The sequence below is a fragment of the Kangiella sp. genome, from assembly GCF_048265365.1.
Lineage (GTDB): Bacteria > Pseudomonadota > Gammaproteobacteria > Enterobacterales > Kangiellaceae > Kangiella.
Window position 1 is genome coordinate 880,141 of the sequence record NZ_JBLXBT010000001.1, and the last position, 25,494, is coordinate 905,634.

Here is a 25,494-nt window from a genome sequence, read left to right on the forward strand (position 1 = left end):
CGGACGGATAAATTATTAGTTTGCATTAAATTGTAATAAATCTTACAACATCAATAGCTTAAAACACCCCAAATACGATAGCATAATCCTCTTCCAGGCCAGTAAATACGACAAAAGTTGATTCATTGATGACGCAGATAGCACCTATTCCAGAAACTTTGCAAGCTGAAGCAGAACAGCGGACCTCACAATGGCTCGAGGCTTTGGGCACGGCTTATGCAGGAGACATGGGACAGGTGGCAAGAATTTTGTGTGGTAGCGATTACCTCTATCACTGGGCAAAACGCCAGCCTAAATGGCTAGTGGAAGCTTTAGCGGCCGATTTGAGTTGCTTGTCTGCCAATATTTTAAGCATTCAACAAAATCTGGATCTGTCCTGGCCAGAATACGATGTGAAACAATTCTTACGCCATCAACGTCATTATTGGTCGATGCAAATTGCGGTGGCCGATATTCTACAACAACTGCCGATTCGCCAAATCTGTTACCTGCAATCTATGCTGGCTGAGCAGTTGATCAATTGTGCGCAAGATTGGAGCTATCAACAAACTTGCCAGCAGTACGGGGTGCCAGTATCCAGTGAGGGGGAAGAGCAACATTTGCTGGTTCTGGCGATGGGCAAACTGGGCGGCGAAGAATTAAACTTTTCATCAGATGTGGATCTGATATTTGGTTATCCGGAAGATGGCGAAACACGAATTGGGGAAGGTCAACGCAAGTCGATTGAGAATCAGATGTTCTTTATGCGACATGGGCAGAAACTGATTAGCCTGTTATCGGATAATACGGCGGATGGTTTTGTGTATCGAGTGGATATGCGGTTACGACCTTATGGGCAAAGTGGCGCACTGGTGGCCAATTTTAATGCTCTGCAGGATTATTATTTAGAGCAGGGAAGAGAGTGGGAACGTTTTGCCATGATCAAGGCACGGGTGTTACAGGCACATCACCATTTTCGTGAGCAGTTAGCGAATATCATCCGCCCTTTTAGTTTTAGACGTTATATTGATTTCAGTGTGCTGGAATCTATCCGTCAGTTAAAACAAAAAATCACCATCGAACTGCAACGAAAAGATGCACAAAACAATATTAAGTTAGGCGATGGCGGTATTCGTGAGTTGGAATTTATTGTGCAAAGTTTGCAGTTGATTAGCGGCGGTCGTCACCCTCAGTTGCAAGCTAAAAACTGGTGGCAGGCTCTCGAAGCGTTAGTGCAACAGGGATTACTCAAAGAAGAAGATGCTAGCGGCTTGAAAAGTGCTTACGAGTTTTTACGCAAGCTGGAAAATAGTCTACAAATTCATGCGGATAAACAAACGCAGGACTTGCCGGATAGCGACGATGAACAACAAAGGATTGCTCTGTTGCTGGGCGCTACGGATTGGGCAGCGGTTGAAACCGAATTAGCCGAACATCAGCAAGTGGTGGCGCGTTTCTTTAAGGGATTATTCCATGACCCCAAAGAAGAGCATGATCACAATGACGAAGTGCCCGTTCTGAAAAAGTTAGTACAAGGTCAGTTAGACAGCGAGCGCCAGGCGGACGTGTTGCAACAGTATTCTTTGTCAGAACAGGCCTTGAAAGAGTTGCAAAATTTTCGGCAGGAATTTTCTGAGCGAAAAATTGGCTTGCGCGGTTTTGCGCGAATAGAGCAGCTATTGCCGCATCTGGTGATTCAGGCCAGCAGGCAGAAAAATGCTGATAAAACTATATCGCGTTGCCTTGAAGTATTGCAGGGTATTGGTCGCCGAACGGCTTATTTTGAAATGCTCGCTGAAAATATTCCGGTGCTTGAGTTTCTGGTTCGATTGGTTTCGCGTTCAAGCTGGCTGGCGCAACAGTTGGCTATTTATCCGTCGCTGCTGGATGAATTGTTGTTCCCTACTAATTTTGGCAAACAGCTCACCAAAGATAATTTAACCAATCAATTGCAGCAAGCCATGATGCGCATAGAAATGAATCAAACCGAAGAGCAGTTGCTGGCTTTGAGTCGTTTCAAGCAATCCAGTCAGTTTAAAATTGCAGCCGGGGATTTAACTAGGCGCTTTGACATCAGCGAGGTGTCACAACAGCTGACCGATCTTGCCGAAGTCATCATGGAATATTTGTTGCAGCTGGCCTGGAATGAAGTGACTAGCAAGCACGGAAAGCCAAGGCAGGATGCGGGCGAATTAGTTACCGACTTTTTAGTATTGGGTTACGGTAAACTGGGTGGTGATGAACTGGGTTACGGATCTGACTTGGATCTGGTTTTTTTATATCAGGGCGAACCTGATGCCATGACACAGATATCCGGCGAGCAGGGCAAGCCGTTGGAGTTACATCAATTTTATACTCGACTGGCGCAACGCTTGGTGCATTATCTCGGTACTCGTACTCAACAAGGCATTATGTATGAAGTGGATACACGTTTGCGCCCATCGGGGCGCTCCGGAATGCTGGTCAGTCATATTGATGCCTTTGACAAGTATCAGATGAACGAGGCCTGGACCTGGGAGCATCAGGCACTGGTTCGAGCGCGCCCGGTTGCAGGCGATACGAGTCTGAGAGATCAGTATTTGCAGTTGCGTAATAAGGTACTGAGTTGTGATAAGCGCGAACAACTCGGCCAGGATGTTGTTACCATGCGTAAAAAAATGCGCGACAATCTTGATAAAACCGACACCCGACTTTGGGATATTAAACAAGGCAATGGTGGTCTGGTTGATATAGAATTTTTAGTACAGTATTGGGCTTTGAAATATTCGAAGTCATTGCTGGAACAATGCTCGGTGGACGAGTTACCGTTTAACAATGTCGACTGGTTGCAGCTGTTGGCCGGGGAAAATCTACTGGAAAAGAGCACGCGCGATTGTATGATGGAAAACTATCGACTACTCAGAGATATCGCTAACTCAAGAGCATTGCAAAACCAACCAGCATTGCTGGCTAAAGAAGAACTGACCGAGCAAAGGCAGGCAATTGTTGAGGTCTGGCAATCGACTTTTCAACACAGCGATGTAGAATGAACATATAAATTAAGCATTGAGAATAGTGGCATTTAAGGAGCCAGTTATGAGCAAGCAGATGGCCAAGCAAGTAACAGAAAAGCAAACGGACAATAACGATAGTGCTAAGCCTGAACAAGTGGCGGTGATTACAGTCAGTGATAGTGATATGCCAGTAGCTTGTCCTATGCCCGATCAAACTCTATGGAATCAGCATCCGCGAGTCTTTATGGCATTTGATGAAGACGGTCGCGCCAGCTGTCCCTATTGTGGCAACCGTTTCCAGTTAGCGAAGTCATAGAATCATCCCTTCACTTCATTCATTTAATACGAATCATTGGTTTAAATATGACAGATCAAACACATCCATGGGTGGTATTAAAATTTGGTGGCTCCAGTGTGTCCAGTCAAGCGGATTGGGATAACATAGCCGCGATTGTAAAAAGTAATCTTCAGAGTGGAAAAAAAGTAGCCGTTATTCATTCGGCTTTTAAAAACGTCACCAATGAACTCGAGGCAATCGCTCAGTTAGCCGTAACCGATGATTGCGAAGATGCGTTGCATCAACTTTTGAACAAACACAAAGCCATGGCGCATGAGTTAGAGGTGGATGCTACTTTGCTTGATCCCTGGTTTGAGTCATTGCAAATTGCGCTGGCTGGCATTCGTCATAATGAAGCATTAACTGCGATGGATAGAGCGCAAGTTGTGTCGCATGGTGAGTTGTTGTCTTCAGTGTTAGGTGCAGAGTTTTTACGTAAAGTGTTAGGGCAGCAACATAGTGTAGACTGGTTGGATGCGCGCGAAATACTCTCCTCAGAATCGAGTCACCATCAGAATGAAAACGATTGTTATATGAATGCGGTGTGTCATCCACGACCAAATCAAGAGTTAGCGGAGCAGTGGGCTAATCAAGCTGACGTAGTTTTAAGCCAGGGTTTTATTGCCGCCAATGATGAAGGACAAACTGTATTACTTGGTCGCGAAGGGTCCGATACTTCAGCTGCTTATTTCGCATCATTGTTGCAGGCTGATAAGCTTGAAATCTGGACCGATGTAGCAGGCATGTTCAGCACTGACCCCAACAAAATTAGTAGTGCCCAAAAACTGGCAGCTATCAGTTATAATGAAGCATTTGATATGGCGGAAGCAGGCGCTAAAGTATTGCATCCAAGATGCTTAAGCGCAGTTATGGCTTATAACATCCCCATCGAAATCCGTAATACTCATCAGCCTGATGAAACGGGCACAGTTATTACCAACGACTATCAACCCTCAAAATGGGTTAAAGCCATTGCACTAAAACAACAAATTCCGATTGTTACTTTGTTGCTCGGACGTCGTGGCCAACAACCTGATACATTGCAGAAAGTTTTTAGTGTGATTAATGAGTTTGGTTTGAGCAGTGAATTGATGGCCTCTACCAAAAACTCATTGGTCATGGCAATCGAAACCAACAACAGTATTTACTCCGATTCAATCCTGCAAAAGCTGTCTGAAAAACTGGCCGAAGTCTGTCGCAGTGTTTTCACTTCCCACAGCGCCATGTTGACTCTTATCGGTTGCGAAGCCAGCCAGGCCCTGTGGCACTTATTACAAATCGATGCGCAATTGCCAGAGCAATGGTTACTGTTAAGTCACGCCACAGGCGATCATCATTTATCGTTTTTAGTGAACGATGATGATGCTTTAAAAGTATTGCAATTGCTGCATGATAATTTGATTAAATTAAACTAAATTCCGGTCTTTATTCTAATAATAAAAAAGGCGCTTAAAGCGCCTTTTCTTTTATGGTGATTGATTACCAGTTTAGTAATAAGGATTTTCACCTTCATCGTGTTCGGTGACGTCTTTAACGCCTTTCACTTCTGGAACACGTTCAATTAAGGTTTTTTCGATGCCTTCTTTCAAGGTGACGTCGACCATGCCGCAACCTTGGCAACCACCACCGAATTGTAGTACTGCGATGCCGCTTTGGGTGAATTCAACCAGTGATACCTGGCCGCCGTGGTTGGCGAGCTCTGGGTTGATTTCGGATTCCAGGTAATAACGAATGCGATCCGTAGCCGGTGCGTCGTCATCAACTTTACGCGCTTTTGCGTTGGGTGCTTTTAGCGTTAACTGACCACCAGTTTGTTCTTTCGAGTAGTCAATTTCGGCTTCTTCTAAATAAGGAGCACTATCTTCGTCGATAAAGGCTGAAAAACCCTCGAATTTCAATTCAGTGTCGGTATCTTCAATGGCGTCTGGTGGGCAGTATGAAACGCCACACTCGGCATGACTAGTGCCAGGGTTAACCACAAATACACGAATGCCGGTATCAGGCTCTTCCTGACCGGCTAATAAACGGCGAAAATGCTCTTGAGCAGCTTCTGAAATAGTAATCATAATAACGTTCAATGCCTTAGCATGTTGCTTTGATGGGTTCTATTATAACCTATGATTGGGCTTGCAGCTAAATTTACAACCTATAGAATGGAGAAAACCACGAAAAACTCAGTCTCATGAAACAATTATTGCTTGCCACATTTATTGTCGCTTCTGCTAGCCTTTCGCAGACTACTTTATCACAAGAAAGTAATACTTCTTTTGACTACTATTTTAACCAAGCTATTGATTTTAGGCAGGATGTTGTAACGCCTAATCAGGTTTTTGGTAATCCAGTTGGTGAATGGCATGTTCGTCCTGATCAGTCTGCATATTTCTTTAAGGCATTAGCGGAAAGCTCTGAGCGTGTGAGCCTCAGTGAAATAGGGCGCAGCCATGAAAATAGGCCATTAATCACCGCTTACATTTCTTCGCCGGAGAATCTGGCGCGTCTTGATGAGATTAAAGAGCAGCGTAAAAACTTAACTGAATATCAAGGGCCTGCCATTATCTGGCTCGGTTATTCGGTGCACGGCAATGAGCCTAGTGGCACTAACGCGGCCTTGTTGGTGGCTTATCGCTTGGCAGCTTCTGAAGAAGCGTGGATTAAGCAGTTATTAGAAAACACCATTGTCATGATTGATCCTATGCTTAACCCGGACGGTATGGATCGTTTTGCGGGCTGGGCTAATCGTTACAAAGGCAAGCAGTTGGTTGCAGACTCTGAGTCAATTGAGCATAACGAGGCTTGGCCGATGGGGCGTACCAACCATTACTGGTTTGATTTGAATCGTGACTGGTTACTGCTACAGCATCCTGAAAGTCAGGCGCGTGTGAAACATTTCTATGAATGGCGCCCGCATATTGTCGGTGATTTTCATGAGATGGGAACCAACGCTACTTATTTCTTCCAGCCCGGTGTCCCTACTCGGCAGAATCCGCTGACTTCGGACGAGAATTTTGAGCTGACTGAAAAAATCGGTCGCTTCCATGCCAAGGCGTTGGATGCGATAGGTTCACGCTATTACAGTCAGGAAAGCTTTGATGATTTCTATTATGGCAAAGGCTCAACGTTCCCGGATATTAATGGCGGTATTGGTATTTTGTTTGAACAGGCGAGCTCGCGCGGGCACTTGCAGGAATCAGTCAATGGCGATGTCAGCTTTCCGTTTTCCATTCGTAATCAGGTTGCGATCTCGTTTTCCACCCTGCAGGCCGGGCTTGAGTTAGGCGATGAGCTGCTTGAGTATCAAAAAGATTTTTTCAATCAATGGCCAGTTAAAGCCAGTCGCGACTCAGAAAAGGGTGTGATTTTCAGTTCAAATGATCAAGGTCGAATCACAGAGTTTTTGCGCATTCTAAACAGCCATCAAATTGAAGTGCAGCAACTTGAAGGCCCTAGAAAAATTGCCGGCAAAGAATGGCCAGCTAAAACGTCCTATGTTGTGAATTTCAAACAGCAACAATATGGCTTGATTAAAGCCATGTTCGAAACGCGCACCGAGTTTACCGATAATACTTTTTATGATGTATCTGCCTGGACCTTCCCGTTAGCCTTTAACTTTGATTATCATCATTTAAATAAAGATGAGTTGCAGCGTCTGCCGCTTGAACAGTTTGAGCTCAGTGCTTCCAGTGAATACATCGGTAGCGGCAACCCTGTGGCTTTGTTGATTGAGTGGCAAGATTTTCAGGCGGCAACTGCCTTGACGCGACTATTGGGTGATGAGATCGATGTTAAGTTATTAGAGAAAGGCTCGCGCCTACCAGTCAATGGCGAGGCTCACGAGTTTATGGCTGGAACCGTTACGGTGCCATTGCCTGCCGCTGAAAGTGAGCGCGATGCATTGATCGAGCAAGTGAATTCTCATGTCTCAGATTTAGGACTAACGACTTATGGCGTTGACTCAGGTTATAGTGGACAGGGCGCTGACTTAGGTAGTCCCAATGTAAGTGACCTGGAAATGCCGAAGCCATTATTGTTGATTGGTGATGGGGTTTCTTCTTATGAGGCAGGAGAGGTCTGGCATTTGCTGGACACGCGCCTTGAGTTGCCGGTTTCCATGCGATACGGCAAAGATCTCGGCAAGATGGATTTATCAGATTACACCCATGTTCTGATGGTCAGCGGTCGTTATCCGGCTCTGGAAGATGATGAGTTGGACTATATCAAAGCCTGGTTGCGCAAGGGCGGTACTATTGTGGCTTCACGTAGCGCTAATCAGTGGCTGGTGGAGCAGGGCCTGGTGGACTTTGAGTTGCTAGAGTCTGAGCCTTCGGAAAATCAGAGTCGTCCATTCTCCGAGCGAGATGATGCCCGTGCCGAACATATTATCGGCGGCGCTATCTATGAAGCTGATCTGGATCTGAGCCATCCGCTTGCTTTTGGTTTGGAGCTGGAGCAGTTGGCCTTCACCAAAGCCGGCACTATGGCGTTCAAACCAGCCAGTAAAGACTTTGTGACCGTTGCAACTTATACCGGAAGTCCGCTGATTGCGGGGTATTCGTCACAAACCAATGTTGATCGTATCAAAAATACGCCAGCAATCTTGGCTCAGAGGTTCGGGCGTGGCAGTATCATAATGTTTAGCGATAATCCTAATTTCCGAGGATACTGGCTAGGCTCAATGCGCCCGTACATCAATAGTTTGTATTTTAATAAGGCGCTATAAGAATTTAATTTAAATTACGGTAGGGAATAAGCCTATGTTAAAAGCTGTTCAAGGTCTGATTGGGGGAGTTTGCTTATTGGCGGTTATGATCACTGCTAATGCGGCAAGCTGGTCTGAAATTGAAAACAAAAGCCGTCGCGTTAATGGCTTTATGCCGTATTACCTGAGTTCGAATGAGGGTAAAGTTTGGCTCGAAGTCAGTAAGTTTGAGCAGCCTTTTATAATGTATACGGGATTGCCCTACGGTATTGGCTCTAATGATATTGGGTTGGACCGAGGGCAGTTAGGTCAAACGCGCCTGGTACAGTTTGAGAGCTATGGTAATAAGATTTTGCTCAAGCACTTAAACACTCGTTATCGAGCTGATACCGAGAATCAGGCCGAAAAAAACTCAGTTAATGAAGCCTTCGCCAGCTCGGTGTTGCATGGCTTTGACATTGATGCCCGTTCAGGTAACCGTTATCTGATTGATTTAACGGCTTTCTTGCAACAGGATTTGCATGGTGTCAGCGATCGATTGAAAGCTACTCAGCAAGGTAACTTTGGTATTGATGCCAGTCGCTCCGCTCTAGTAGCCGGTAAAGTTAAAAACTTTCCCAAGAATACTCTGTTTGAAAGTGTCTTAACTTTTAAAGGTTCTGATGCGGGCAATCATGTAAAGCAGGTTGTGCCGACGCCTGATGCTATTACGGTTCATCAGCACGTGTCTTTTGTGGCATTACCGGACGATAAGTATCAACCTCGTGTGTTCCATCCGAAAAGTGGTTTCTTTGAATTAACTTATGCCGATTATGCTTCACCAATTGATGAGCCGATCGAAAAGAAACTGATTTATCGCCATCGCTTAGAGCGTGATAAAGACGGCAAAATTAAACCGATTGTTTATTACCTTGATCCTGGCGCACCTGAGCCGGTTCGTACAGCGTTGTTAGAAGGTGCTCGCTGGTGGGAACAGGCTTTTGCTGCGATTGGTTTGGAAGGTGCTTATGAGGTTCGAGATTTGCCAGAAGATGCTGATCCAATGGATGTGCGCTACAACGTGATTCAATGGGTGCATCGTGCGACTCGAGGCTGGTCTTATGGCATGGCGATGTCTGATCCACGTACTGGTGAAATTATAAAGGGCCATGTGACTCTAGGTTCACTACGTGTCAGACAGGACTTATTGATTGCCAATGCGTTGACCGGTGTCTATGGCAAAGAGGGTGACAAACAGGCGGCCATGGATATGGCGTTGGCGCGTATTCGTCAGCTCTCTGCTCATGAAGTGGGCCATACTTTAGGGATTGCACATAACTTTGCCGCAAGTCCGAGCAATCGTGCTTCAGTGATGGATTATCCACATCCTTTGGTAACGCTTGAGGGTGAGGCTGTTGACGGTAAGAAAGTCAGCTTAAAAAATGCTTATGCCGAAGGTATTGGCAAGTGGGATATTGAGGCTGTGCGTTATGGTTACACTGAATTCGCTCCGGAATTAGAACCAGAACAGGAAGTTGAAGCGCTGCGTAAAATTGTTCGAGACTATAGCGCGAAAGGACTGATGTTTATTTCGGATCCTGATGCGCGACCAGCCAGTGGCGCTCATCCATCAGCGCATCTTTGGGATAATGGGCAAAACTCTGCTGCAGAATTGGCGAGAGTATTAGAAGTGCGTAAAGTTGCGCTAGCTAAGTTTGGTCACAATAATTTAGCGGATGGTATTCCTTATTCCGAGCTTGCTGAAACTTTAGTACCGCTTTATTTATTCCACCGCTATCAAGTGGAAGCCGCAGTCAAGCTGGTTGGTGGCGTGAATTATGAATACAGTGTTAAAGGCGATACTTACCGTCCCATTCGCCCTGTTGAGGAAGGTCTTCAAAAGCAGGCGATTGGTGTTTTGCTTTCAACCTTGGCTGTTGAACAGTTGATGATTCCAGATTCGGTACTGCAAGGAATTCCTCCTAAAGCATACGGTTATTACAGAAATCGTGAAAGCTTTAATGGTTATACGGGTTTAACCCTTGATCCAGTGTCTATGGCCGAAGCGTCAGCTAAACATACCTTACAGTTATTGTTAAACCCAGAGCGGTTAGCGCGTTTGTTGCAACAAAAAGCACAGATGCCAGAGTTGCCGGGTCTTGAAGAAGTGGTGTCTCAATTGTTAACCACGACCTTGCGTAGTCCGGAGCAGGCAGGATTAAACGGCTTAATTCAACAGCGAGTGGACTATCTGACCGTTATGCAATTACTCACAGTGGCCTCAGGCAAAAACGCATCACCGGAAGTTCGCGCGCACCTGCATCATGAAATTGGCAAGCTGGATGGTTGGCTGACAACTCAATCAAAGCGCAACTCAGTTCGTTATGCATGGCTAAAAGATTTAGTGGTTCAATATCTAAATGGTGACTTTGTACCCAATGAAGAAGCGCAAAGCTTACCGATTCCACCGGGTTCACCGATTGGTTCTTAATTGAGAGCAGGGTTAGTCGTTAGGAAACAAAAAAGCGAGCATAGAACTCGCTTTTTTGTGGATAAAAACTGACCCTGGGCTCAGGAGAGGAAGAGTAAACACTAAGGGGTAATTGTGTTTAGTATGCCCAGGGTCAGGGGGAAAGTGTTACCAACCTATAACGCTACCGAGGATGATGCCTACTGCCAGTGGCTCCCAATAACGGTGGCTGCAATAATGTGTATGCATGTGACCACGTGGATAAGGGTGGTAGTAGCCGCCATAGTAGTACCAGTCCTGACCTAAGTAGAAAACTGTGGTTGGGTAGGTTCTGTATCGTGGGTAATGTCGATCATGGTACACACGATAGTTTGTATGTTTTGATCTTGGGCGATAATGATCGCGGTAGCGGTCGTGTGAGCCATAGTGGCGATCATGTCCACGAGAGTCGCTGTGTCGATGGTTGTCTCTACGATTGTCTCTGTGGTTATCACGCCAACGGTCATCACGACGATGATCGGCTCTGCTATCGTGACGTTGCTCGAAGCGATTTGAATTTGAGTCATGACGTTTTTCAACCGCGTTGCTACGTGCTTGATTGGATTGCGGACCTTTGTGCTCTTTGGCAAAACCAACTTGAGACAAACCAAGGCTTAATGTCATGATCAGTGCTGTGGTTATCATTTTATTCATGGATAACTCCTTAGGATTCTCTATAATACCAACTGAAGTTATATTGGGCGTTTGAGGCTCAATAACGTTCATTAGTCACAACTTTACCGCCTGTAAACTGAATTGTTACTGAATACCTGAGAAAAATCGCATAAGGATACTGCTTTGAACATCAAGACATGTGAAATCAAAGACTTAGACCAGCTCGTACCTGCTTTCGATAGTTATCGTCAACGCTATAAACAACCCTCTGAACCACAAAAGATAGAGCAGTTCTTGAGACAAATGCTGGACCAAGAAACTTCGGTGATTTTACTTTCTTATGAGGGTGATGAGCTGACAGGTTTTGCTCAACTGTACCCGTCTTATTCCAGTATTGGACTTGCCCCGATTTGGACCTTGAATGATTTCTATGTGTTTGGTGGAACTGGCCGCAAGCAAACTGCTGAGGCTTTGTTAAACGCGGCAAAAGATTTGTGCGAAGAAACGAATGCTATCCGAATAGAAGTGACCACCCGTAAAGAGAATCATCGGTTACACAAAATATATCGTGAATTTGGCTTTGAGAAAGACTTCAAATACGATTATTACTTCTTACGCATTGATGAGCAGGATATTGCTTCGAAAATGCTGAAATAGCATTTGTGATTGTTAATCAAATTAGTGTTTAATCGACAATAGTATTGGCCCAGCTTCTACGTTGCCAAAGCCAGATAAAAGCTCCGGTTTGTAGAATTCGATAGGCGGCATAGGCAAACCAGATGGTCAATAAGCCGAAGCCAAAATAGGGGCCGAGCAACCAGGCTACCGGCAAGAAAAGCAACCACTGAGATAACAGTGAAACGTACATCGGTGGCTTGGTGTAGCCTGCTCCATTCAGGGCGTTCATGAACACTAAACCCATCGCATCAATGATAATGATGCCGGCTGAGAGCTTGAAGGGCCAGTGCGCAATTTCAAGTGCTGTCTGTTCCGTCAAGAATATTCCCATAATCGGATCGGTAAATATAAAGAACAGCGTTGCCAGACTGATGGCGAAGATTAAAGCCATCTTGGCCACATCCCATCCCCACAAATACGCATCCTTCGGATCTTCTCTTCCTAACGCCTGACCGACCAGAGTCGCCGCACCTATACCCAATGCAATGCACGGTAAAATAGCCACCAGCATGACGTTGGTAATAGCGTTAGCGGCAGCAAGCTGGTGCGTGCCGACCATGCCAATAATCCAGAACAGCGCAGTGAAGCCGCCGGCAAAGAATAACTGGTGAATGGATGATGGAAATGAAATTTTAAAAATTGATTTAATAGTGGCCCAGGCCGCTAAGCGTTCCATATAACCAAATTGCTTAGTGTGTTTAGTCGCTAACAGGTGATAGTAAACGGAGCCAAGCGCCAAGGAAATACTGGTGCCGATACCTGCTCCCAATGTGCCAAGCTCAGGCATACCAAAGTTACCAAAGATCAACGCATAATTAAGCACGATATTGAGCGAGTGCATAACCAATAAGGTGCGCAGATAATAGCCTGTTTGTTTAATAGCGCTCCAGTAACTGCGGTAACTGAAATTCAGACCAATGGCCAGAATCCCGGCAAAGCGTGCCTGAAGATAAGGAGTGCCTTCTTCTAATAATTCGGGGTCGCTATTGAGCAAGCTGAGGATATCAGGTGCAACAAAGAATAAAATAATACTGGTCGGCAGAGCCATCAAGCTAATGATTAATAAAGCGGCATTTAGTGGGTAGGCGGCTTCGCTTTGTCGGCCTTCACCCATGCGGCGCGAAACCATAGCCTGAACACCCGCGGCAAAGCCAATAAAAAAGGCCACCGCCATAAAGTTGATGAAGCCCGCAAGACCAACCGCTGCAATCGCCGCGCTGCCCTGAGTGCCCACCATGGCGGCATCGACCAGGTTCAGAATATTCTGCGAGATCATGCCACCGACAATCGGCAATGAAATCTGCAGAACTTGTTGTGAACGGTCTTTATTGAGCAAAATCGAGTGTCCGAGCGCAGCGTAATCTAATGATGCGCATTGTATCAGGTATTGCTTAAAGGGCTAGGGCTTGTTTTAAATAGAGGCAGGTGGTGGTGTGGATTTAAGCTGCATCCCTGCAGGCTATAAATTTTAGTCTGGGCTTTTACGTAACCAGCGAACATTATCGACGACTTCATCAAAAAAGCCTCTTAGTGTTTCACTACTCATGCTGTAGGGATCGAAGTTGGCATCGGACGAATATTTTAGAAAGAGCTGCTTATTATCGTCAGTTCGACTAATCAGTCCCATCGACCATTCGCTGAATTGGCGTGCTGTGATTTCTTGGTAATCGAGAATAGCAGGGTCTTTATGGCGCGAGTCCTGCAGGATTTTATGATAGACACGATTAACGGTATTGCGGTTGCCTTCGAGAATTTGCAGGAAAATTCCGTTCGACAGACATAATGCGCCAGTAACTCCGTCGGCCTGATTGTTGGTTTGAGAACGCTGAAGGATATTTTTGATATCCTCCGAGCCTAGCGTCTTACTAATTCGGCTGGCGTAGGTTAGTTGCACAAGCATGGTTATCTCCTCGTTGTTTTGACTAAGCAAACTGTAGCCGCTAGGAGATGAAGAGATTGTGAAGACTTAAGAAGCGTCCTTTTTGACCATACTTTTCCAGACATGCTCGCCGGCAAGGCTGTGTATTAAGACGGCACCAACATGCAGTATCAGGAATAACGGGATCAGTGCTTCGCCAACTTCATGCCCCTCTTCAAAGGCCTCAAAAACTGCGGACCCCGTGCTGTTTTGCAGCAAAAAGATTAAAGTACCGGAAACTGCCATCCATAAAAATAATAGCAAGCCTGCAAATTGGACAAGCCCTGCGATACCTTCATGTATCTTTCTGTGTGGCAGTTTGAAGCGGACTAGTTGTCCAACATCCTGTACAGCAAGTCGCCATTGATGCTTGTTAAAGATCGTCCAACCCTGAAAGCTGAGTTTTCCACGAGTAAATATGCCAGCGCCAAAGCGAGTCAAGACAAATACTAGAACTGCAAGGCCTAAATAAAGGTGTAACAGGAAGCCATTGGTATTAAAGCCATCATCGGCATTTTCACCTGTTAGCCATGCAGCTATACCAAATAAAGCTAATCCCCAGTGTATCAATTGAGAGCTGCGAGAGTAGGTTTCTGTATTCATGGGATTGTTCCATTAAATGGATTCAACTTCAATCTAGGAACTATAGGTCAATACTACAATGGACAGATGTTCGGGGGCTTGAGCGAGATCAGGAGGATTTGCAGACAAATGTACTTAACGCGCATTTGTCTGCTGCAAAGTCAGGTCTTGGCTAAACACCAGACATCAATCCGCTCTACACCATGTTTTAGGCATTGCTTTGAGGCTTCCTGAATGGTGGAGCCGGTGGTGACTACGTCATCGACCAATGCAATATGTTTCGGCATGGTTTGTTTGATCTCAAAAGCGCGTTTGAGGTTTTTGCGGCGTTCAATTGCCTTGAGGCCAATCTGGTGTGGAGTGTCTTTTACGCGGAGTAGTGCATGGTCGAGTAGAGGCACTTGCAGTTTGCGGGTCAGGTGTTTAGCAATTAGCTGTGACTGGTTAAAGCCACGCTCACGCAGACGGTTGGAGTGCAATGGAATCGGCACTATGGCTTCTGGGAGCTCTTTATTCTGATAGTGGTTATTGATTTCTTCAATAAGCAAATTGCTGAAACTGCGAATATGATGCAGTTGTTTCTCGAATTTCATTTCGCTGATAGCGTGACTAACCGGGAACTCATAATGAGTTGCAGCGACTAGCTTCTGGTAGCGTGGTGGTTTTCTCAGGCATTGACCACAGGTAGCGCCAAAAGGTTGTTTTCCCAGGCTATTACCGCATTGTTGGCAGTATTGGCCCTGGCGTTGTACCGCTGATAAACAGGGCTCGCAAAAGCCTAAATGTTCAGCGTTTAAGCCACATAGGGAGCAGTTGCCAGTGAACTGCTGGGTGCTCTCGCGAACGATTGAAAATAGATTGTAAACCATAATTCCCTTTATTTGGTTGACAGTGAGTGATGAAACCGTAAACTTCACGCTATTCTTCCTGAATATTGCAGCGCGCGAAGCCATAGACTATAAGGGTTTTTAAAACAATGAGCAATCACAAAAGCGGTCACACATTAACCAGTTTGGAAAAGTTGAATAGCGGTCAGGTTCGTCATGACTGGACTGTGGCGGAAATTGAGGCGATATATAATCAGCCTTTCAATGACTTACTGTTCGCTGCACAGAATGTTCATCGCCAACATTTCAATCCGAATCAGGTGCAAACCAGCACATTATTGAGCATCAAAACCGGTGCTTGCCCGGAAGATTGTGCCTATTGCCCACAGTCAGGCCACTACAACACTGGCTTGTCAAAAGAGCAGTTAATGGCGGTTGAAGAAGTGATCAGCAAAGCGCAACAGGCCAAGAAGAATGGTGCGACCCGTTTTTGCATGGGCGCGGCCTGGCGTTCGCCACGCGAAAAAGATTTAGATGTAGTGCTGGAAATGGTTCGCCAAGTGAAAGACATGGGCCTTGAAACCTGCGTTACCTTAGGCATGTTGACCGATGAGCAGGCGTTAAAATTGGCCGATGCCGGTCTGGATTATTATAACCATAACCTTGATACTTCGCCTGAATACTATCAACAGATTATTACCACTCGTACCTACAAGAACCGTCTCGATACTTTGCAGAATGTTCGTGATGCCGGAATCAATGTGTGTAGTGGCGGTATTATTGGCATGGGTGAAGAAACCAATGATCGTTATGGCTTATTACAACAGTTAGCCAATATGCCAGAGCATCCGCAAAGTGTACCTATCAATATGTTGGTTGCGGTTGAAGGCACGCCATTGGGTGATGTCGATAAGCTTGATTCCCTTGAGTTTGTACGCATGATTGCTACCGCACGTATTATGATGCCACAGTCTTACGTGCGTCTTTCTGCCGGTCGCGAAGACATGAACGAAGAAACTCAGACTTTATGCTATCTGGCGGGTGCTAACTCGATCTTTTATGGCGAAAAATTATTAACCACCGCCAACCCAGAAGCGGAAGCAGATATGTTGCTATTCAAGCGCCTAGGTATTGAGCCTGAGCGTCGCGACTTGGATAAAGAAGAGCTGGCGGAAGAAACACCTAAAGTTGAAGAGCAGCAACCGGCTAAGCCATTATTTTACGACGCGACCAAAACGCATTAGCAGGAAATAGTTGCCATGTGGCAAAAACTGCAAGCCAGACTTGAGCAACGCAAAGCTCAGGATTTGTTGCGTCAGCGCCTAACCCTTGAGGGAGCGCAAAGCGTACGCATTCGGGCTGAAGGTCGCGAGTATCTGAATTTCAGTAGTAACGACTATCTTGGTCTGGCCAATCATCCAAAATTAATAGAAGCGATGCAAAAAACTGCCAAGCAATATGGCGTTGGCAGTGGTGCGTCGCATTTAATTATTGGCCATAGTGAACAGCATCATGCGTTGGAAGAAGAGCTGGCTGAATTCTTAGGAGTGGAGCGAGCGTTATTGTTTTCAACCGGCTATATGGCGAACTATGCTGTTCTGACCTGCCTGCCTGATAAAAATGATCTGATTATTCAAGACAAGTTGAATCATGCGTCATTAATTGATGGTGGCATGGCGAGCCCTGCCAAAATGTTGCGCTATGCTCACGCTGATCTGGAATCCTTTGAGCGCCAGATGAAACAGCCTGCGGAAAGCCGTCTAGTAGTGACTGATGGTGTTTTCAGCATGGATGGTGATATTGCACCGCTCCCTAAACTGGTGACGAGTTGCAAAAAACATAAAGCATCATTGATGGTTGATGATGCGCATGGTTTTGGCGTGCTGGGTGAGCAGGGTAAAGGCAGTCTAGAGCACGTTGATTTAGCACAGCAGACAGCCGATATTTACATGGCCACTTTTGGCAAGGCGCTGGGTGGCTTTGGTGCTTTTGTGGCTGGAAGTGAGTTGCTGATCGAAAGCCTGATTCAGTTTGGTCGCAGTTATATCTACACCACAGCTATGCCTGCAGCAGTGGCTGCAGCCAATCGAGCAGGTCTGAAACTGATTCAGCAAGAGGCATGGCGACGTGAGCAGTTGCATAAAAACATCGTCTATTTCCGCAGACTGGCCAGTGAATACCATATTCCATTGATGCCTTCTGAAACGGCCATTCAGCCAGTGCTGATAGGGCGCAATGACAAAACGCTGGCCATCAGTCGTACCTTAAAAGAAGCGGGTATTTTGCTAGTGGCTATCAGGCCACCAACGGTACCGGAAAATAGCGCACGTCTGCGCGTGACCTTAACCGCTGAGCACACCACTGACGATATTGATTATTTATTAGAACAGCTAGCGCTTCACATCAAGCAAGCTAAACACAATGCAGAAAGAGGCAACGGGTGAGTAAGTTACAACCTTATATTGAATCAAGGGGCCAGGGGCCCGATCTGGTTTTGTTACATGGCTGGGGATTGCACTCAGGCATCTGGGAAATGTTGGCTGATGATTTGGCTGAGCATTTCACCTTACACATGATTGATTTGCCGGGCTTTGGTCGTTCGCCGATTCCTGGCGATCCTTACACGCTTGATTTGTTGACTGAACAGGTACTCAAAGTTGCTCCAGCAAATGCACACTATCTGGGTTGGTCATTAGGCGGCCTGATTGCTACCAATATTGCCATTGAGTCACCGGAGCGAGTGAGTAAGCTGATCACGGTGGCCAGCAATCCGCGTTTCGTGCAGCAGGATGACTGGCAGCACGCCATGAAGGCCAACATTATGGATAGTTTCTGCCGTTATCTGGAAGAGGATTACCAAGGCACAATTATTCGCTTCCTGGCGATTCAGGCGATTGGTAGTGAAACACAGAAAGATGATATACGCCGATTAAGAGATACCGTATTTATCCATGGTGTACCTGCTGGTAAGGCATTGCGTGGAGGTTTGGCATTACTCAATGAGGTGGATCTGCGTCAGCAGTTGAGCAGAATTAATGTGCCGATGTTAAGACTCTATGGTCGACTCGATTCTTTGGTACCAGCAAAAACAGCCGAGCAAGTGGCGCAGTTGATTCCACACAGTCAACATAAAGTGTATCCAAAAGCGAGCCACGCACCATTTCTGTCCCATAAGCCTGTATTCGTTAATGATGTAAAAGAGTTTTTGCATGAGTAATTCTATGCGTCAAAAGATTAACCAGATTGCTAAGGCCGATATTGCCCGTTCCTTTGGTCGTGCTGCAAAAACCTATGACGAGGCTGCCTTTTTTCAGAAGGTTGCTGGAGAGCGATTATTAGAACGCCTACAGTATTTTAAATTGCAACCAAAGCATATTTTAGACCTCGGTTGTGGTACCGGCTTTTTTACCCGCGAACTCAGCAAGCGTTATCCGGATGCAAAAGTTACGGGCGTCGATCTGGCGCAGGGCATGATTGAGTATTGTGCTGCTCAGTCGCAACAGGAAGAGTATGTATGCGCCGATGCGCTGAGCCTGCCTTTTGAAAGTGAAAGTTTTGACTTTGTGTTTTCGAATCTTACTTTTCAATGGATTGATGAGTTACCGGAGTTATTTCAGGAATTAAACCGTGCTTTAAAACCTGAAGGGTTACTGCTGTTTACTACCTTGGGTCCTGATACTTTGTATGAACTAAAGCAAAGTTGGGCGGCGGTGAATGCTTACCAGCACGTGAATAATTTTATTGATATGCACCATGTGGGCGATGCCATGCTAAGTGCACGACTTTCTGATCCGGTAGTGGATAGTGAGCCAGTTGTGATTGGTTATAACAAGGCGCTTGAATTGATGCGCGATTTAAAAAATATTGGTGCGCACAACATTGACTCGAGCCGCAACCATGGTTTAACCAGTCCGCGCCAATTGCGCCAACTGGAACAGGAGTATCAGCAATTTAAGTTAGATGATGGGCAACTGCCAGCGACCTACGAGTTAGTGTATGGCCATGCATTCGGGACAGAAGTTAGCCCAGCGATGGGCTATCATGATTACGCAGTTGAGATAGGTTAAGATTAACCAGTTGATTGTTGTTGAAAAAATCAGCTAACTCTTTTTGTTTTCGAAGTTAACGATTTTTTCTTTCAGCTCCTCTTGTTTATCTTCGAGCGTTTGCTTGCCGTTTTTCTTTTGTGCTTCATGCAGGAAGTCACGCAACGTTTCAAATTCGGTGCGATAGAAATCACGCTCATCGCGTAGATTATCGATATTGCGACTTAGGGTAGCATTCGCCTGAACCAGGCGCTTATGGCTTTTCTTAAGGTGCTCGAACTCTGAACCAAGGCTTTCTTTGAAGCGTTCTTTTTCTTCCAGAGCATCCTGACGAATGGTGCGCACACGACTGTCACATTCTTCGCGTAGTTGATCCATTTCATCGTCAAGTTCGCGCTTAGTATCAGAGATGGATTGTAGTGCGTTGAGATAGTTTTGTTGGGCTTCCTCATACGAGCTTTGCGTTTGTTTGTATTTGCCCTTCAGCTCGCGATGCTCTTGAGTTAGCGCAGTATTGCGCTCAGATAAGCTTTGTAGAGAATTTTTTAGATCTTCACGGGTGGACTCAAGCTCTTTAATACGTTGAGCTTTGCCAGCGATATTGCGAGTGTTTTCTTCAAGAACTCTCTTGAGTTCTTGGTTTTTAGACTCAAGCTGTCTAACCAAAGCATGCTTTAAAGCAGCAGTTACTACTGCTACTAATAGAACAGCCAAGGCTACAATAGCCAATGTCAGTATGATAGTGTTATCGCCAGCCAAGTAAGTCACCAATGAATGTGGACTATGATTATATGCTACGCCAATATGTAGCACTTTTGTATCGAATTATAGCGCAACCTGTGTCGTATGTTGTGTGCGAGGGGTAACAAATTAGACAATATGAAAGAAAAATTATTCATTGCCGGCACTGATACCGAAGTCGGAAAAACCTTTATAACTCAATCGCTTATTAATGCACTGCTGCATTATAACAAGCAGGTTTTTGGCCTGAAACCGATTGCTTCCGGTGCCGAGTTAATTGAAGGGCAGTGGGTTAATGAAGATGGGCAAAAAATTCTCGACTTATCCCAAAAAAGCCCAGGTTTTGCACTAATTAGCTATTCGGAAGTCAATCCTCTTTGTTTCGAACCTGCTATTGCACCGCATATTGCGGCAGCAGAAGCCGGCGTTGATTTATCGGTTTCTGAGCTCAATCGCCTGATTCAGTTTCCACAAAGTGAGTACCTACTAATCGAGGGTGCTGGCGGTTGGTTAACCCCACTGAATGATACCGAAACCTATGCCGACTGGGTTGAGCAGAAGGGGTTGGATGTGATTTTAGTGGTGGGTATGAAGTTAGGCTGCTTAAACCATGCCATGCTGACAGTCAGAGACATTGAGCGGCGTGGGTTGAAACTACGAGGCTGGGTAGCTAATTTTGTGTTTGGTGAAATGAGTCGTAGCGAACAGAATCTGGATTGGCTTACCAAGAATATTTCAGCGCCTTGCCTAGGAATTATCCCGCATCAAGAAAGCTCGGAACAACAAGACGCTGATATCAATACTGCCAGTGGTTTATTGGACCTGAAGACTTTGCTCTGAGGCTACACACTGGTTGTTTACACAGCCGACACTGGGCTTTGGAGTGACCACACAAATTCCCATGATCTGATTCTCTTTGAAATAATCCTGGCGTTCCTTTTTGTAGGCTGCTGCTAATTCTTTCAGCTTCGCTTCGTCAACGTTGGGCTTTGCATAAGGCTCATAAGTTTCAGGGCCTCCGCAAGGTTTTGCGCCAACTTCCACTAAAGCACAGTCGTCATTAGTATTACAGCTTTTGTCAGCAATGGCGGCTTGAATTTGTTGCTGGTAGTTTGCACTTGGCTTATCGGTAGTCTCGGAATGATTGTCGCTGTTGACTTCGGAGCAAGCCACCAATGGTGCCAAAAATAGAATTGATAGGTATTTTAAGTGTCTGATTTTCATAGAGTTGCCAAATTTTGTCAGTTTGCCGAAAAGATTAGCATACAGTACTATCAATGGATAAGCCCAATTTATTAAGTCAGTCACAATGTCGCTAATGAAACCCGGAAAGACAGGTATTCCCCGTATTGTTGATGCTACCAAGTATTCGTGGAAGGGCTTAAAAGGAGCATGGCTTAGTGAGGCGGCCTTCCGCCAGGAACTTGCTCTAGCCGTACTTTTAATACCGTTGGCTTTTGTATTAGGTGGAACTACCGGCGAGATAGCCATTATGTTGTTAACATTAGGCGTTGTTCTAATGGCAGAATTGGCAAACTCAGCAATTGAAGCAGTAGTTGATCGCATTGGCCCAGAGCAGCACCCGCTATCTGGCCGTGCTAAAGACATAGGCTCCGCCATGGTCTTTATAGCGTTACTCTTTACCGGAATTGTCTGGGGTACTATCTGCTACTTTAACTTTTTCTCTTAAAAGCTATTCCTTAGTTTTTTGTTAGAGCTGGGCCAATATAAAGTTCTGGGCCAGCTTTGCAGTCGTTTGCCAGCTTTGCTCAGTACTTACCTCTGAGCGCTTCAGGGTTTCTAAACTGTGATTGCCATCCACCAGCCAGTTAACATCAATCTTCGAGGATAACTCATAAGTCGCCACCTCTTCAGGTTTGCCAAAAGGATCGCGGGTTCCCTGTAGAATCAAAGTTGGCGTTTTAAGATCTCTCAAATGATCTGTTCTGAGGTTTTCAGGCTTACCCGGTGGGTGAAAGGGATATCCCATACAGATCAAACCGGCAACCTGTTCTTCATCCGCAATCATACTGGCCACACGTCCCCCCATCGATTTACCGCCAATAAAGACTTTGCGACCTTTTGCCTGCTTTGCAATTTGTTGCTTATAGGCTTCGATAAGCTTTGGCATTCTATCCGGCGGCGACTTCTTACCCGTCTGTTGGCGCTTGAGCATGTAAGGGAAATCAAACAGAGTGACTTCAATGTTTGGATGACCGATGAGCTTGGCCATGCTTTGCATAAACTCCGAGCTGGAATCGGCTCCGGCACCATGAGCAAAGATAAAGACCGCTTGGCTAGAGTCTGTAGTGTTGGAAGTTATAGTGTGAGTCATGCTTATCCTATCAGGGCTGTTGTTGAATCAATTTTACCTTTCATTCGTGATCGGTTTTGATACACTAGGCAGCAATTGTAAGAATAAAAACCGATTATGTCTGCACTAAAGCCCGCTTCCTATCAAAGACCTTTCCTTAAATGGGCGGGTGGCAAGTTTCGATTATTGCCGCGAATTCTTAAAGTTTTGCCGGAAGGCAATAAACTGATCGAGCCTTTTGCTGGTTCTGGCGCACTATTTCTTAATGCGGATTATGACCGCTATTTATTGGCTGATATAAATCCAGATTTGATTGATGTTTTTAATCAACTTAAAAAGGGGAAAGCCTCCTTTATCGATTACTGCTCTCAATACTTCACCGACCAATACAATAATCAGAAAACTTTTTACGAATTACGCGAGCACTTTAATCGACTTAAAGCGGGAAAAGAGCGAGCTGCTTTATTCGTCTACTTCAATCGCCACGGATACAACGGCTTGTGCCGCTATAATCGTTCGGGAGGCTTTAACGTGCCTTTTGGAAGGTATAAAAAACCCTATTTTCCTGCACGTGAAATGGAGTTTTTTGCCGAGAAAGCCAAGCGAGCGGACTTCCGCTGCCAGAGCTTCAGCAAAACCATGACGCATACTCGACGTGGTAATGTAATTTATTGCGATCCGCCTTATTTGCCATGGTCATTAACCGCCAACTTCACCAGCTACAGCCAGAAAGAGTTTTCACTCGATAACCAGCAAGAACTCGCTTTAGAGGCACAAAAGCTATCCAATCGAGGTGTGCCTGTAGTGATCTCCAACCATGACACCGACTTCGCCCGCCTGATCTACGCTAAAGCCAAAGACCTGCAATCCTTTCCTGTACGACGCTTTATCTCCTGCGATGGCGCAGGACGTAATAATGCTCAGGAATTGATAGTGGTTTATCGGAAATAGGCGCGACTTGGCTTGGTAGGGGGCGCTACCTATGTGTGCGCCCTTGGTAATATTTAACCTCGTATTCTAAGGGGCTAATCTACTGTCCCGCGCTTTCCAGTGCTGAGTTTACAAAATAGAGGATGGTAAAGATAAATACGATGGTGAAAACCACGCCGCCGATGATGAAATGCAGGGCGCTACCTTGTTGAAAATCTTTCTGTCGTTGTGCTTCAGACTGGACGCCGAACATGGCGCCAACAATACTTTTTACAGTTGACCAAAAGCCGGTGCCTTGTTGGGTTGGCTCCTGCTGGCTGTCACTAGTTGGATTTTGTGTGTTGCTGTTGGAATGGTTTTGTTGGGTATTGGAGTGTTGCTCGCTCATTCGTCACCGCCAAACAATTCTAGAATATCGATAAAATGCAGACTTGGCATTGTATGAGATTCTGTTAGCCAAGAAAACCAGCTAACTGACTGTTCGGATTTTTTTTCGTCTTTTTTGGTGTCTTGCTGAGGAGCTGGCTGAACCAGTTCAGGATCAAGTTGAGTGAGAATGTGAAGCTGGGTGTCGTCAATTGGAGAGTATTGAACATCAGAGCACATCTGGGCATTAGCAAATGCCTGACCTGACAGGAAAGAACCCGCCACAAAAACTGATACGGCTACGTATTTTTTAACAGCATTAGTCATTTTCATCATTGCTCCTCATACTATCCATCTGGGTTGAACACGCTTTCCATAGGGCTAGTTTACCTATTAAGGCAAACGAATCTCCCTAATATACGTGAACATTTGGTTACAACTCAAGAAGATGATACGTGTTTTGTGTCAATTTTATGTAAATGTTGCTGCTTTTCTTCAATTGAATCAATTAATTCAAAGACCTGGGCGGCATTTAAGCGCGGATCGACCAGGCTGGTATAGGCTTTATCCAGTTCCTGTTCGGTAACGCCATAGCTACCGCCCACACATTCCATTACCGCTTCAGCAGTCATTTCCAGGTGTACCCCACCAAGATGACTACCATGGGCTGCGTGAATTTCAAAAGCCTGCTGCAATTCACTTTGGATATGCTGGAAATCTCGGGTTTTAATGCCATGGGCGCTTATGCGAGTATTGCCATGCATAGGATCGCAGCTCCACAGTACTTTCAGTTCGGCTTTTTGAATAGCCTCAATCATTGGCGGTAATACTTGAGCAATGGACTGATGACCAAAGCGTTGAATCAAGGTCAAACGGCCCGCTTCATTGCTGGGATTGAGCACTTTACAGAGCTGCACCAGGGTTTCTGGCGATAAATCTTTGCCTACTTTGATGGCAATAGGGTTGGCTATACCGCGTAGGTATTCGATATGGGCACTGTCCTGAATGGTGGTGCGCATGCCAACCCACGGATAATGAGTCGATAGGTTGTACCATTTGCCATTATTCGCTTTGCGGGTTAGCGCTTCTTCGTAATGCAGGTGTAAGGCTTCATGGCTGGTAAAGAACTCAAGCCAGTGGCGGCTGTTGTGTTGTGGGCCATTGGCCTGATGAAACAGACGCATCGCTTCACGGAATTGATCCAGGCTCTTATGCAGTTTGGCATTGGTTTTCAACGACAAAAGGTTCTGCGATTCCTGCTCAAGCTGGAACAGGTCGCTGATATCGCCTTCAAGCAAAGAGCGGATATAGTTCAGAGTTAATGAAGCATAGCTGTAGCCCTGCAACATGCGCGCCGGATCTGGCATACGGGATGACTCACTAAAATGCACATGGTTCACCAGATCGCCGCGATAACTGGGCAAAGTGGTTTCATCTTGAGTTTCAGTCAGTTCAGAACGAGGTTTGGCATATTGACCAGCGATGCGGCCAATTCGAACAACAGGTTTTTGCGTCTGTTGGCTGACCAGCAAGCTTAAGCTCATTAGTAAGCGAACTTTTTGTGAAATGGCTTCAGCATTGCAGTCCGAAAAGGACTCAGCGCAATCGCCACCTTGCAGAATAAAGGCTTTGCCAGCCTGTGCATCCGCAATATGGTTTTTTAAGCTGTCCACTTCGCTGGCTGATACCAAAGGCGGTAACTGTCGCAGTTTTTCAATAACCTGCGCCAAGGCTTCAGTACTACCATATTTTATTTGCTGGCTGACTGGTTTACGCTTCCAGCTATCGGGCGTCCAGTCATCAGCGGATCTGTTGCTCATGATTAATATCAGAAATCTACTTCAATAAAGCTATTCTATCTCATAAGATAGGCGCTGGCGAATAGAAGCGCATTTCGAACATAAACTAAAAAATGCAATGATATACGACATTTTCTAACGCAAAGATAAGCGATCATGTTCAATCAGTTAAATGATTAAAGTTA

General features: G+C 45.6%; 25 protein-coding genes. 13 read left to right on the forward strand and 12 right to left on the reverse strand.

The features are described from left to right. Window positions 1-128: 128 nt before the first annotated feature. From glnE to ACN0VI_RS04170, 3 genes are read left to right on the forward strand one after another with little or no spacing between them, the layout of a single operon-like run. Entirely contained in the window at window positions 129-3,008 is a 2,880-nt protein-coding gene (glnE, locus tag ACN0VI_RS04160; RefSeq protein ID WP_417445871.1) for a bifunctional [glutamate--ammonia ligase]-adenylyl-L-tyrosine phosphorylase/[glutamate--ammonia-ligase] adenylyltransferase, read from the forward strand. A 46-nt stretch (window positions 3,009-3,054) separates the two neighbouring features. Further along, window positions 3,055-3,288 carry a zinc-finger domain-containing protein gene (locus ACN0VI_RS04165; protein WP_331892888.1) on the forward strand — a complete coding sequence of 78 codons (234 nt, stop codon included), beginning with the start codon at window positions 3,055-3,057 and terminating at the stop codon, window positions 3,286-3,288. A 47-nt stretch (window positions 3,289-3,335) separates the two neighbouring features. Then, entirely contained in the window at window positions 3,336-4,724 is a 1,389-nt protein-coding gene (locus ACN0VI_RS04170) for an aspartate kinase (protein WP_417445872.1), read from the forward strand. Window positions 4,725-4,796: 72 nt separating this feature from the next. On the opposite strand, the gene nfuA is transcribed toward ACN0VI_RS04170, so the two are convergent. Beyond that, window positions 4,797-5,375: a Fe-S biogenesis protein NfuA gene (gene nfuA, locus ACN0VI_RS04175; RefSeq protein ID WP_331892886.1), complete on the reverse strand. Its 579-nt coding sequence runs from the start codon at window positions 5,373-5,375 to the stop codon at window positions 4,797-4,799. Window positions 5,376-5,491: 116 nt separating this feature from the next. Here nfuA and ACN0VI_RS04180 point away from each other — a divergent pair, with 116 nt between their 5' ends. Both ACN0VI_RS04180 and ACN0VI_RS04185 read left to right on the forward strand, forming a co-directional pair. Next, window positions 5,492-8,026: a M14 metallopeptidase family protein gene (locus ACN0VI_RS04180; protein WP_417445873.1), complete on the forward strand. Its 2,535-nt coding sequence runs from the start codon at window positions 5,492-5,494 to the stop codon at window positions 8,024-8,026. A gap of 34 nt (window positions 8,027-8,060) precedes the next feature. Then, on the forward strand, window positions 8,061-10,475 hold the full coding sequence (locus tag ACN0VI_RS04185; protein WP_417445874.1) for a zinc-dependent metalloprotease: 2,415 nt from the start codon (window positions 8,061-8,063) through the stop codon (window positions 10,473-10,475). 147 nt (window positions 10,476-10,622) lie between these two features. Here the strand turns inward: ACN0VI_RS04185 and ACN0VI_RS04190 are convergent, their stop codons facing one another. Further along, window positions 10,623-11,147 (reverse strand): hypothetical protein, encoded by a 525-nt coding sequence (locus ACN0VI_RS04190; protein WP_417445875.1) that lies wholly within the window; start codon window positions 11,145-11,147, stop codon window positions 10,623-10,625. 144 nt (window positions 11,148-11,291) lie between these two features. Here ACN0VI_RS04190 and ACN0VI_RS04195 point away from each other — a divergent pair, with 144 nt between their 5' ends. Then, window positions 11,292-11,765, forward strand: coding sequence for a GNAT family N-acetyltransferase (locus ACN0VI_RS04195; protein ID WP_331892882.1), 474 nt, complete (start codon window positions 11,292-11,294; stop codon window positions 11,763-11,765). A 28-nt stretch (window positions 11,766-11,793) separates the two neighbouring features. On the opposite strand, the gene ACN0VI_RS04200 is transcribed toward ACN0VI_RS04195, so the two are convergent. The 4 genes from ACN0VI_RS04200 to ACN0VI_RS04215 form a co-directional block, all read right to left on the reverse strand. Further along, window positions 11,794-13,122, reverse strand: coding sequence for an MATE family efflux transporter (locus ACN0VI_RS04200; protein WP_417445876.1), 1,329 nt, complete (start codon window positions 13,120-13,122; stop codon window positions 11,794-11,796). Between the two features lie 132 nt (window positions 13,123-13,254). Next, window positions 13,255-13,686 carry a BLUF domain-containing protein gene (locus ACN0VI_RS04205; RefSeq protein ID WP_417445877.1) on the reverse strand — a complete coding sequence of 144 codons (432 nt, stop codon included), beginning with the start codon at window positions 13,684-13,686 and terminating at the stop codon, window positions 13,255-13,257. Window positions 13,687-13,752: 66 nt separating this feature from the next. Continuing rightward, window positions 13,753-14,307 (reverse strand): cytochrome b/b6 domain-containing protein, encoded by a 555-nt coding sequence (locus ACN0VI_RS04210; RefSeq protein ID WP_331892879.1) that lies wholly within the window; start codon window positions 14,305-14,307, stop codon window positions 13,753-13,755. A 140-nt stretch (window positions 14,308-14,447) separates the two neighbouring features. Continuing rightward, complete coding sequence (locus tag ACN0VI_RS04215; RefSeq protein WP_417445878.1) at window positions 14,448-15,155, reverse strand: ComF family protein; 708 nt, start codon at window positions 15,153-15,155, stop codon at window positions 14,448-14,450. A gap of 107 nt (window positions 15,156-15,262) precedes the next feature. On the opposite strand from ACN0VI_RS04215, the gene bioB reads away from it, so the two are divergent. From bioB to bioC, 4 genes are read left to right on the forward strand one after another with little or no spacing between them, the layout of a single operon-like run. Beyond that, a complete protein-coding gene (gene bioB, locus ACN0VI_RS04220; protein ID WP_331892876.1) occupies window positions 15,263-16,357 on the forward strand; it encodes a biotin synthase BioB in 1,095 nt (364 codons plus the stop codon). A gap of 15 nt (window positions 16,358-16,372) precedes the next feature. Next, window positions 16,373-17,557: an 8-amino-7-oxononanoate synthase gene (bioF, locus tag ACN0VI_RS04225; RefSeq protein WP_417445879.1), complete on the forward strand. Its 1,185-nt coding sequence runs from the start codon at window positions 16,373-16,375 to the stop codon at window positions 17,555-17,557. Next, complete coding sequence (gene bioH / locus ACN0VI_RS04230) at window positions 17,554-18,330, forward strand: pimeloyl-ACP methyl ester esterase BioH (RefSeq protein WP_331892873.1); 777 nt, start codon at window positions 17,554-17,556, stop codon at window positions 18,328-18,330. The genes bioF and bioH overlap by 4 nt, the downstream gene beginning before the upstream one ends. Then, window positions 18,323-19,180, forward strand: a complete 858-nt coding sequence (gene bioC, locus ACN0VI_RS04235) for a malonyl-ACP O-methyltransferase BioC (protein WP_417445880.1) — start codon at window positions 18,323-18,325, stop codon at window positions 19,178-19,180. The genes bioH and bioC overlap by 8 nt, the downstream gene beginning before the upstream one ends. Before the next feature lie 33 nt (window positions 19,181-19,213). Here bioC and ACN0VI_RS04240 read toward each other — a convergent pair whose 3' ends face one another. Beyond that, on the reverse strand, window positions 19,214-19,927 hold the full coding sequence (locus tag ACN0VI_RS04240) for a hypothetical protein (RefSeq protein WP_331892890.1): 714 nt from the start codon (window positions 19,925-19,927) through the stop codon (window positions 19,214-19,216). A gap of 111 nt (window positions 19,928-20,038) precedes the next feature. Here ACN0VI_RS04240 and bioD point away from each other — a divergent pair, with 111 nt between their 5' ends. Further along, window positions 20,039-20,740 (forward strand): dethiobiotin synthase, encoded by a 702-nt coding sequence (bioD, locus tag ACN0VI_RS04245; protein ID WP_417445881.1) that lies wholly within the window; start codon window positions 20,039-20,041, stop codon window positions 20,738-20,740. Here bioD and ACN0VI_RS04250 read toward each other — a convergent pair. Next, a complete protein-coding gene (locus ACN0VI_RS04250) occupies window positions 20,714-21,124 on the reverse strand; it encodes a hypothetical protein (protein WP_417445882.1) in 411 nt (136 codons plus the stop codon). The two genes, bioD and ACN0VI_RS04250, sit on opposite strands and share 27 nt — an antisense overlap. 85 nt (window positions 21,125-21,209) lie before the next feature. Here ACN0VI_RS04250 and ACN0VI_RS04255 point away from each other — a divergent pair, with 85 nt between their 5' ends. Continuing rightward, the gene (locus ACN0VI_RS04255; RefSeq protein ID WP_417445883.1) at window positions 21,210-21,590 is read left to right on the forward strand and encodes a diacylglycerol kinase; all 381 of its coding nucleotides are present in this window, start codon (window positions 21,210-21,212) and stop codon (window positions 21,588-21,590) included. Window positions 21,591-21,611: 21 nt separating this feature from the next. On the opposite strand, the gene ACN0VI_RS04260 is transcribed toward ACN0VI_RS04255, so the two are convergent. Beyond that, entirely contained in the window at window positions 21,612-22,235 is a 624-nt protein-coding gene (locus tag ACN0VI_RS04260) for an alpha/beta family hydrolase (protein ID WP_331892869.1), read from the reverse strand. A 96-nt stretch (window positions 22,236-22,331) separates the two neighbouring features. On the opposite strand from ACN0VI_RS04260, the gene ACN0VI_RS04265 reads away from it, so the two are divergent. After that, the gene (locus ACN0VI_RS04265; protein WP_331892868.1) at window positions 22,332-23,165 is read left to right on the forward strand and encodes a Dam family site-specific DNA-(adenine-N6)-methyltransferase; all 834 of its coding nucleotides are present in this window, start codon (window positions 22,332-22,334) and stop codon (window positions 23,163-23,165) included. Between the two features lie 79 nt (window positions 23,166-23,244). Here the strand turns inward: ACN0VI_RS04265 and ACN0VI_RS04270 are convergent, their stop codons facing one another. The 3 genes from ACN0VI_RS04270 to ACN0VI_RS04280 all read right to left on the reverse strand — a co-directional run bounded on the left by ACN0VI_RS04270 (window position 23,245) and on the right by ACN0VI_RS04280 (window position 25,330). Beyond that, window positions 23,245-23,532, reverse strand: a complete 288-nt coding sequence (locus ACN0VI_RS04270) for a DUF2970 domain-containing protein (RefSeq protein WP_417445884.1) — start codon at window positions 23,530-23,532, stop codon at window positions 23,245-23,247. Next, complete coding sequence (locus ACN0VI_RS04275; RefSeq protein ID WP_417445885.1) at window positions 23,529-23,843, reverse strand: hypothetical protein; 315 nt, start codon at window positions 23,841-23,843, stop codon at window positions 23,529-23,531. Before ACN0VI_RS04275 ends, ACN0VI_RS04270 begins: the two co-directional genes overlap by 4 nt. Window positions 23,844-23,950: 107 nt before the next feature. Further along, the gene (locus ACN0VI_RS04280; protein ID WP_417445886.1) at window positions 23,951-25,330 is read right to left on the reverse strand and encodes a 3-deoxy-7-phosphoheptulonate synthase; all 1,380 of its coding nucleotides are present in this window, start codon (window positions 25,328-25,330) and stop codon (window positions 23,951-23,953) included. Window positions 25,331-25,494 lie beyond the last annotated feature (164 nt).

Bases quoted from the DNA above. Each gene is read 5' to 3' on its own strand.
- glnE (WP_417445871.1), top strand. From the start codon at position 129: ATGACGCAGATAGCACCTATTCCAGAAACTTTGCAAGCTGAAGCAGAA.
- ACN0VI_RS04165 (WP_331892888.1), top strand. From the start codon at position 3,055: ATGAGCAAGCAGATGGCCAAGCAAGTAACAGAAAAGCAAACGGACAAT.
- ACN0VI_RS04170 (WP_417445872.1), top strand. From the start codon at position 3,336: ATGACAGATCAAACACATCCATGGGTGGTATTAAAATTTGGTGGCTCC.
- nfuA (WP_331892886.1), bottom strand. From the start codon at position 5,375: ATGATTACTATTTCAGAAGCTGCTCAAGAGCATTTTCGCCGTTTATTA.
- ACN0VI_RS04180 (WP_417445873.1), top strand. From the start codon at position 5,492: ATGAAACAATTATTGCTTGCCACATTTATTGTCGCTTCTGCTAGCCTT.
- ACN0VI_RS04185 (WP_417445874.1), top strand. From the start codon at position 8,061: ATGTTAAAAGCTGTTCAAGGTCTGATTGGGGGAGTTTGCTTATTGGCG.
- ACN0VI_RS04190 (WP_417445875.1), bottom strand. From the start codon at position 11,147: ATGAATAAAATGATAACCACAGCACTGATCATGACATTAAGCCTTGGT.
- ACN0VI_RS04205 (WP_417445877.1), bottom strand. From the start codon at position 13,686: ATGCTTGTGCAACTAACCTACGCCAGCCGAATTAGTAAGACGCTAGGC.
- ACN0VI_RS04210 (WP_331892879.1), bottom strand. From the start codon at position 14,307: ATGAATACAGAAACCTACTCTCGCAGCTCTCAATTGATACACTGGGGA.
- ACN0VI_RS04215 (WP_417445878.1), bottom strand. From the start codon at position 15,155: ATGGTTTACAATCTATTTTCAATCGTTCGCGAGAGCACCCAGCAGTTC.
- bioB (WP_331892876.1), top strand. From the start codon at position 15,263: ATGAGCAATCACAAAAGCGGTCACACATTAACCAGTTTGGAAAAGTTG.
- bioF (WP_417445879.1), top strand. From the start codon at position 16,373: ATGTGGCAAAAACTGCAAGCCAGACTTGAGCAACGCAAAGCTCAGGAT.
- bioC (WP_417445880.1), top strand. From the start codon at position 18,323: ATGAGTAATTCTATGCGTCAAAAGATTAACCAGATTGCTAAGGCCGAT.
- bioD (WP_417445881.1), top strand. From the start codon at position 20,039: ATGAAAGAAAAATTATTCATTGCCGGCACTGATACCGAAGTCGGAAAA.
- ACN0VI_RS04250 (WP_417445882.1), bottom strand. From the start codon at position 21,124: ATGAAAATCAGACACTTAAAATACCTATCAATTCTATTTTTGGCACCA.
- ACN0VI_RS04255 (WP_417445883.1), top strand. From the start codon at position 21,210: ATGTCGCTAATGAAACCCGGAAAGACAGGTATTCCCCGTATTGTTGAT.
- ACN0VI_RS04260 (WP_331892869.1), bottom strand. From the start codon at position 22,235: ATGACTCACACTATAACTTCCAACACTACAGACTCTAGCCAAGCGGTC.
- ACN0VI_RS04265 (WP_331892868.1), top strand. From the start codon at position 22,332: ATGTCTGCACTAAAGCCCGCTTCCTATCAAAGACCTTTCCTTAAATGG.
- ACN0VI_RS04270 (WP_417445884.1), bottom strand. From the start codon at position 23,532: ATGAGCGAGCAACACTCCAATACCCAACAAAACCATTCCAACAGCAAC.
- ACN0VI_RS04275 (WP_417445885.1), bottom strand. From the start codon at position 23,843: ATGAAAATGACTAATGCTGTTAAAAAATACGTAGCCGTATCAGTTTTT.
- ACN0VI_RS04280 (WP_417445886.1), bottom strand. From the start codon at position 25,330: ATGAGCAACAGATCCGCTGATGACTGGACGCCCGATAGCTGGAAGCGT.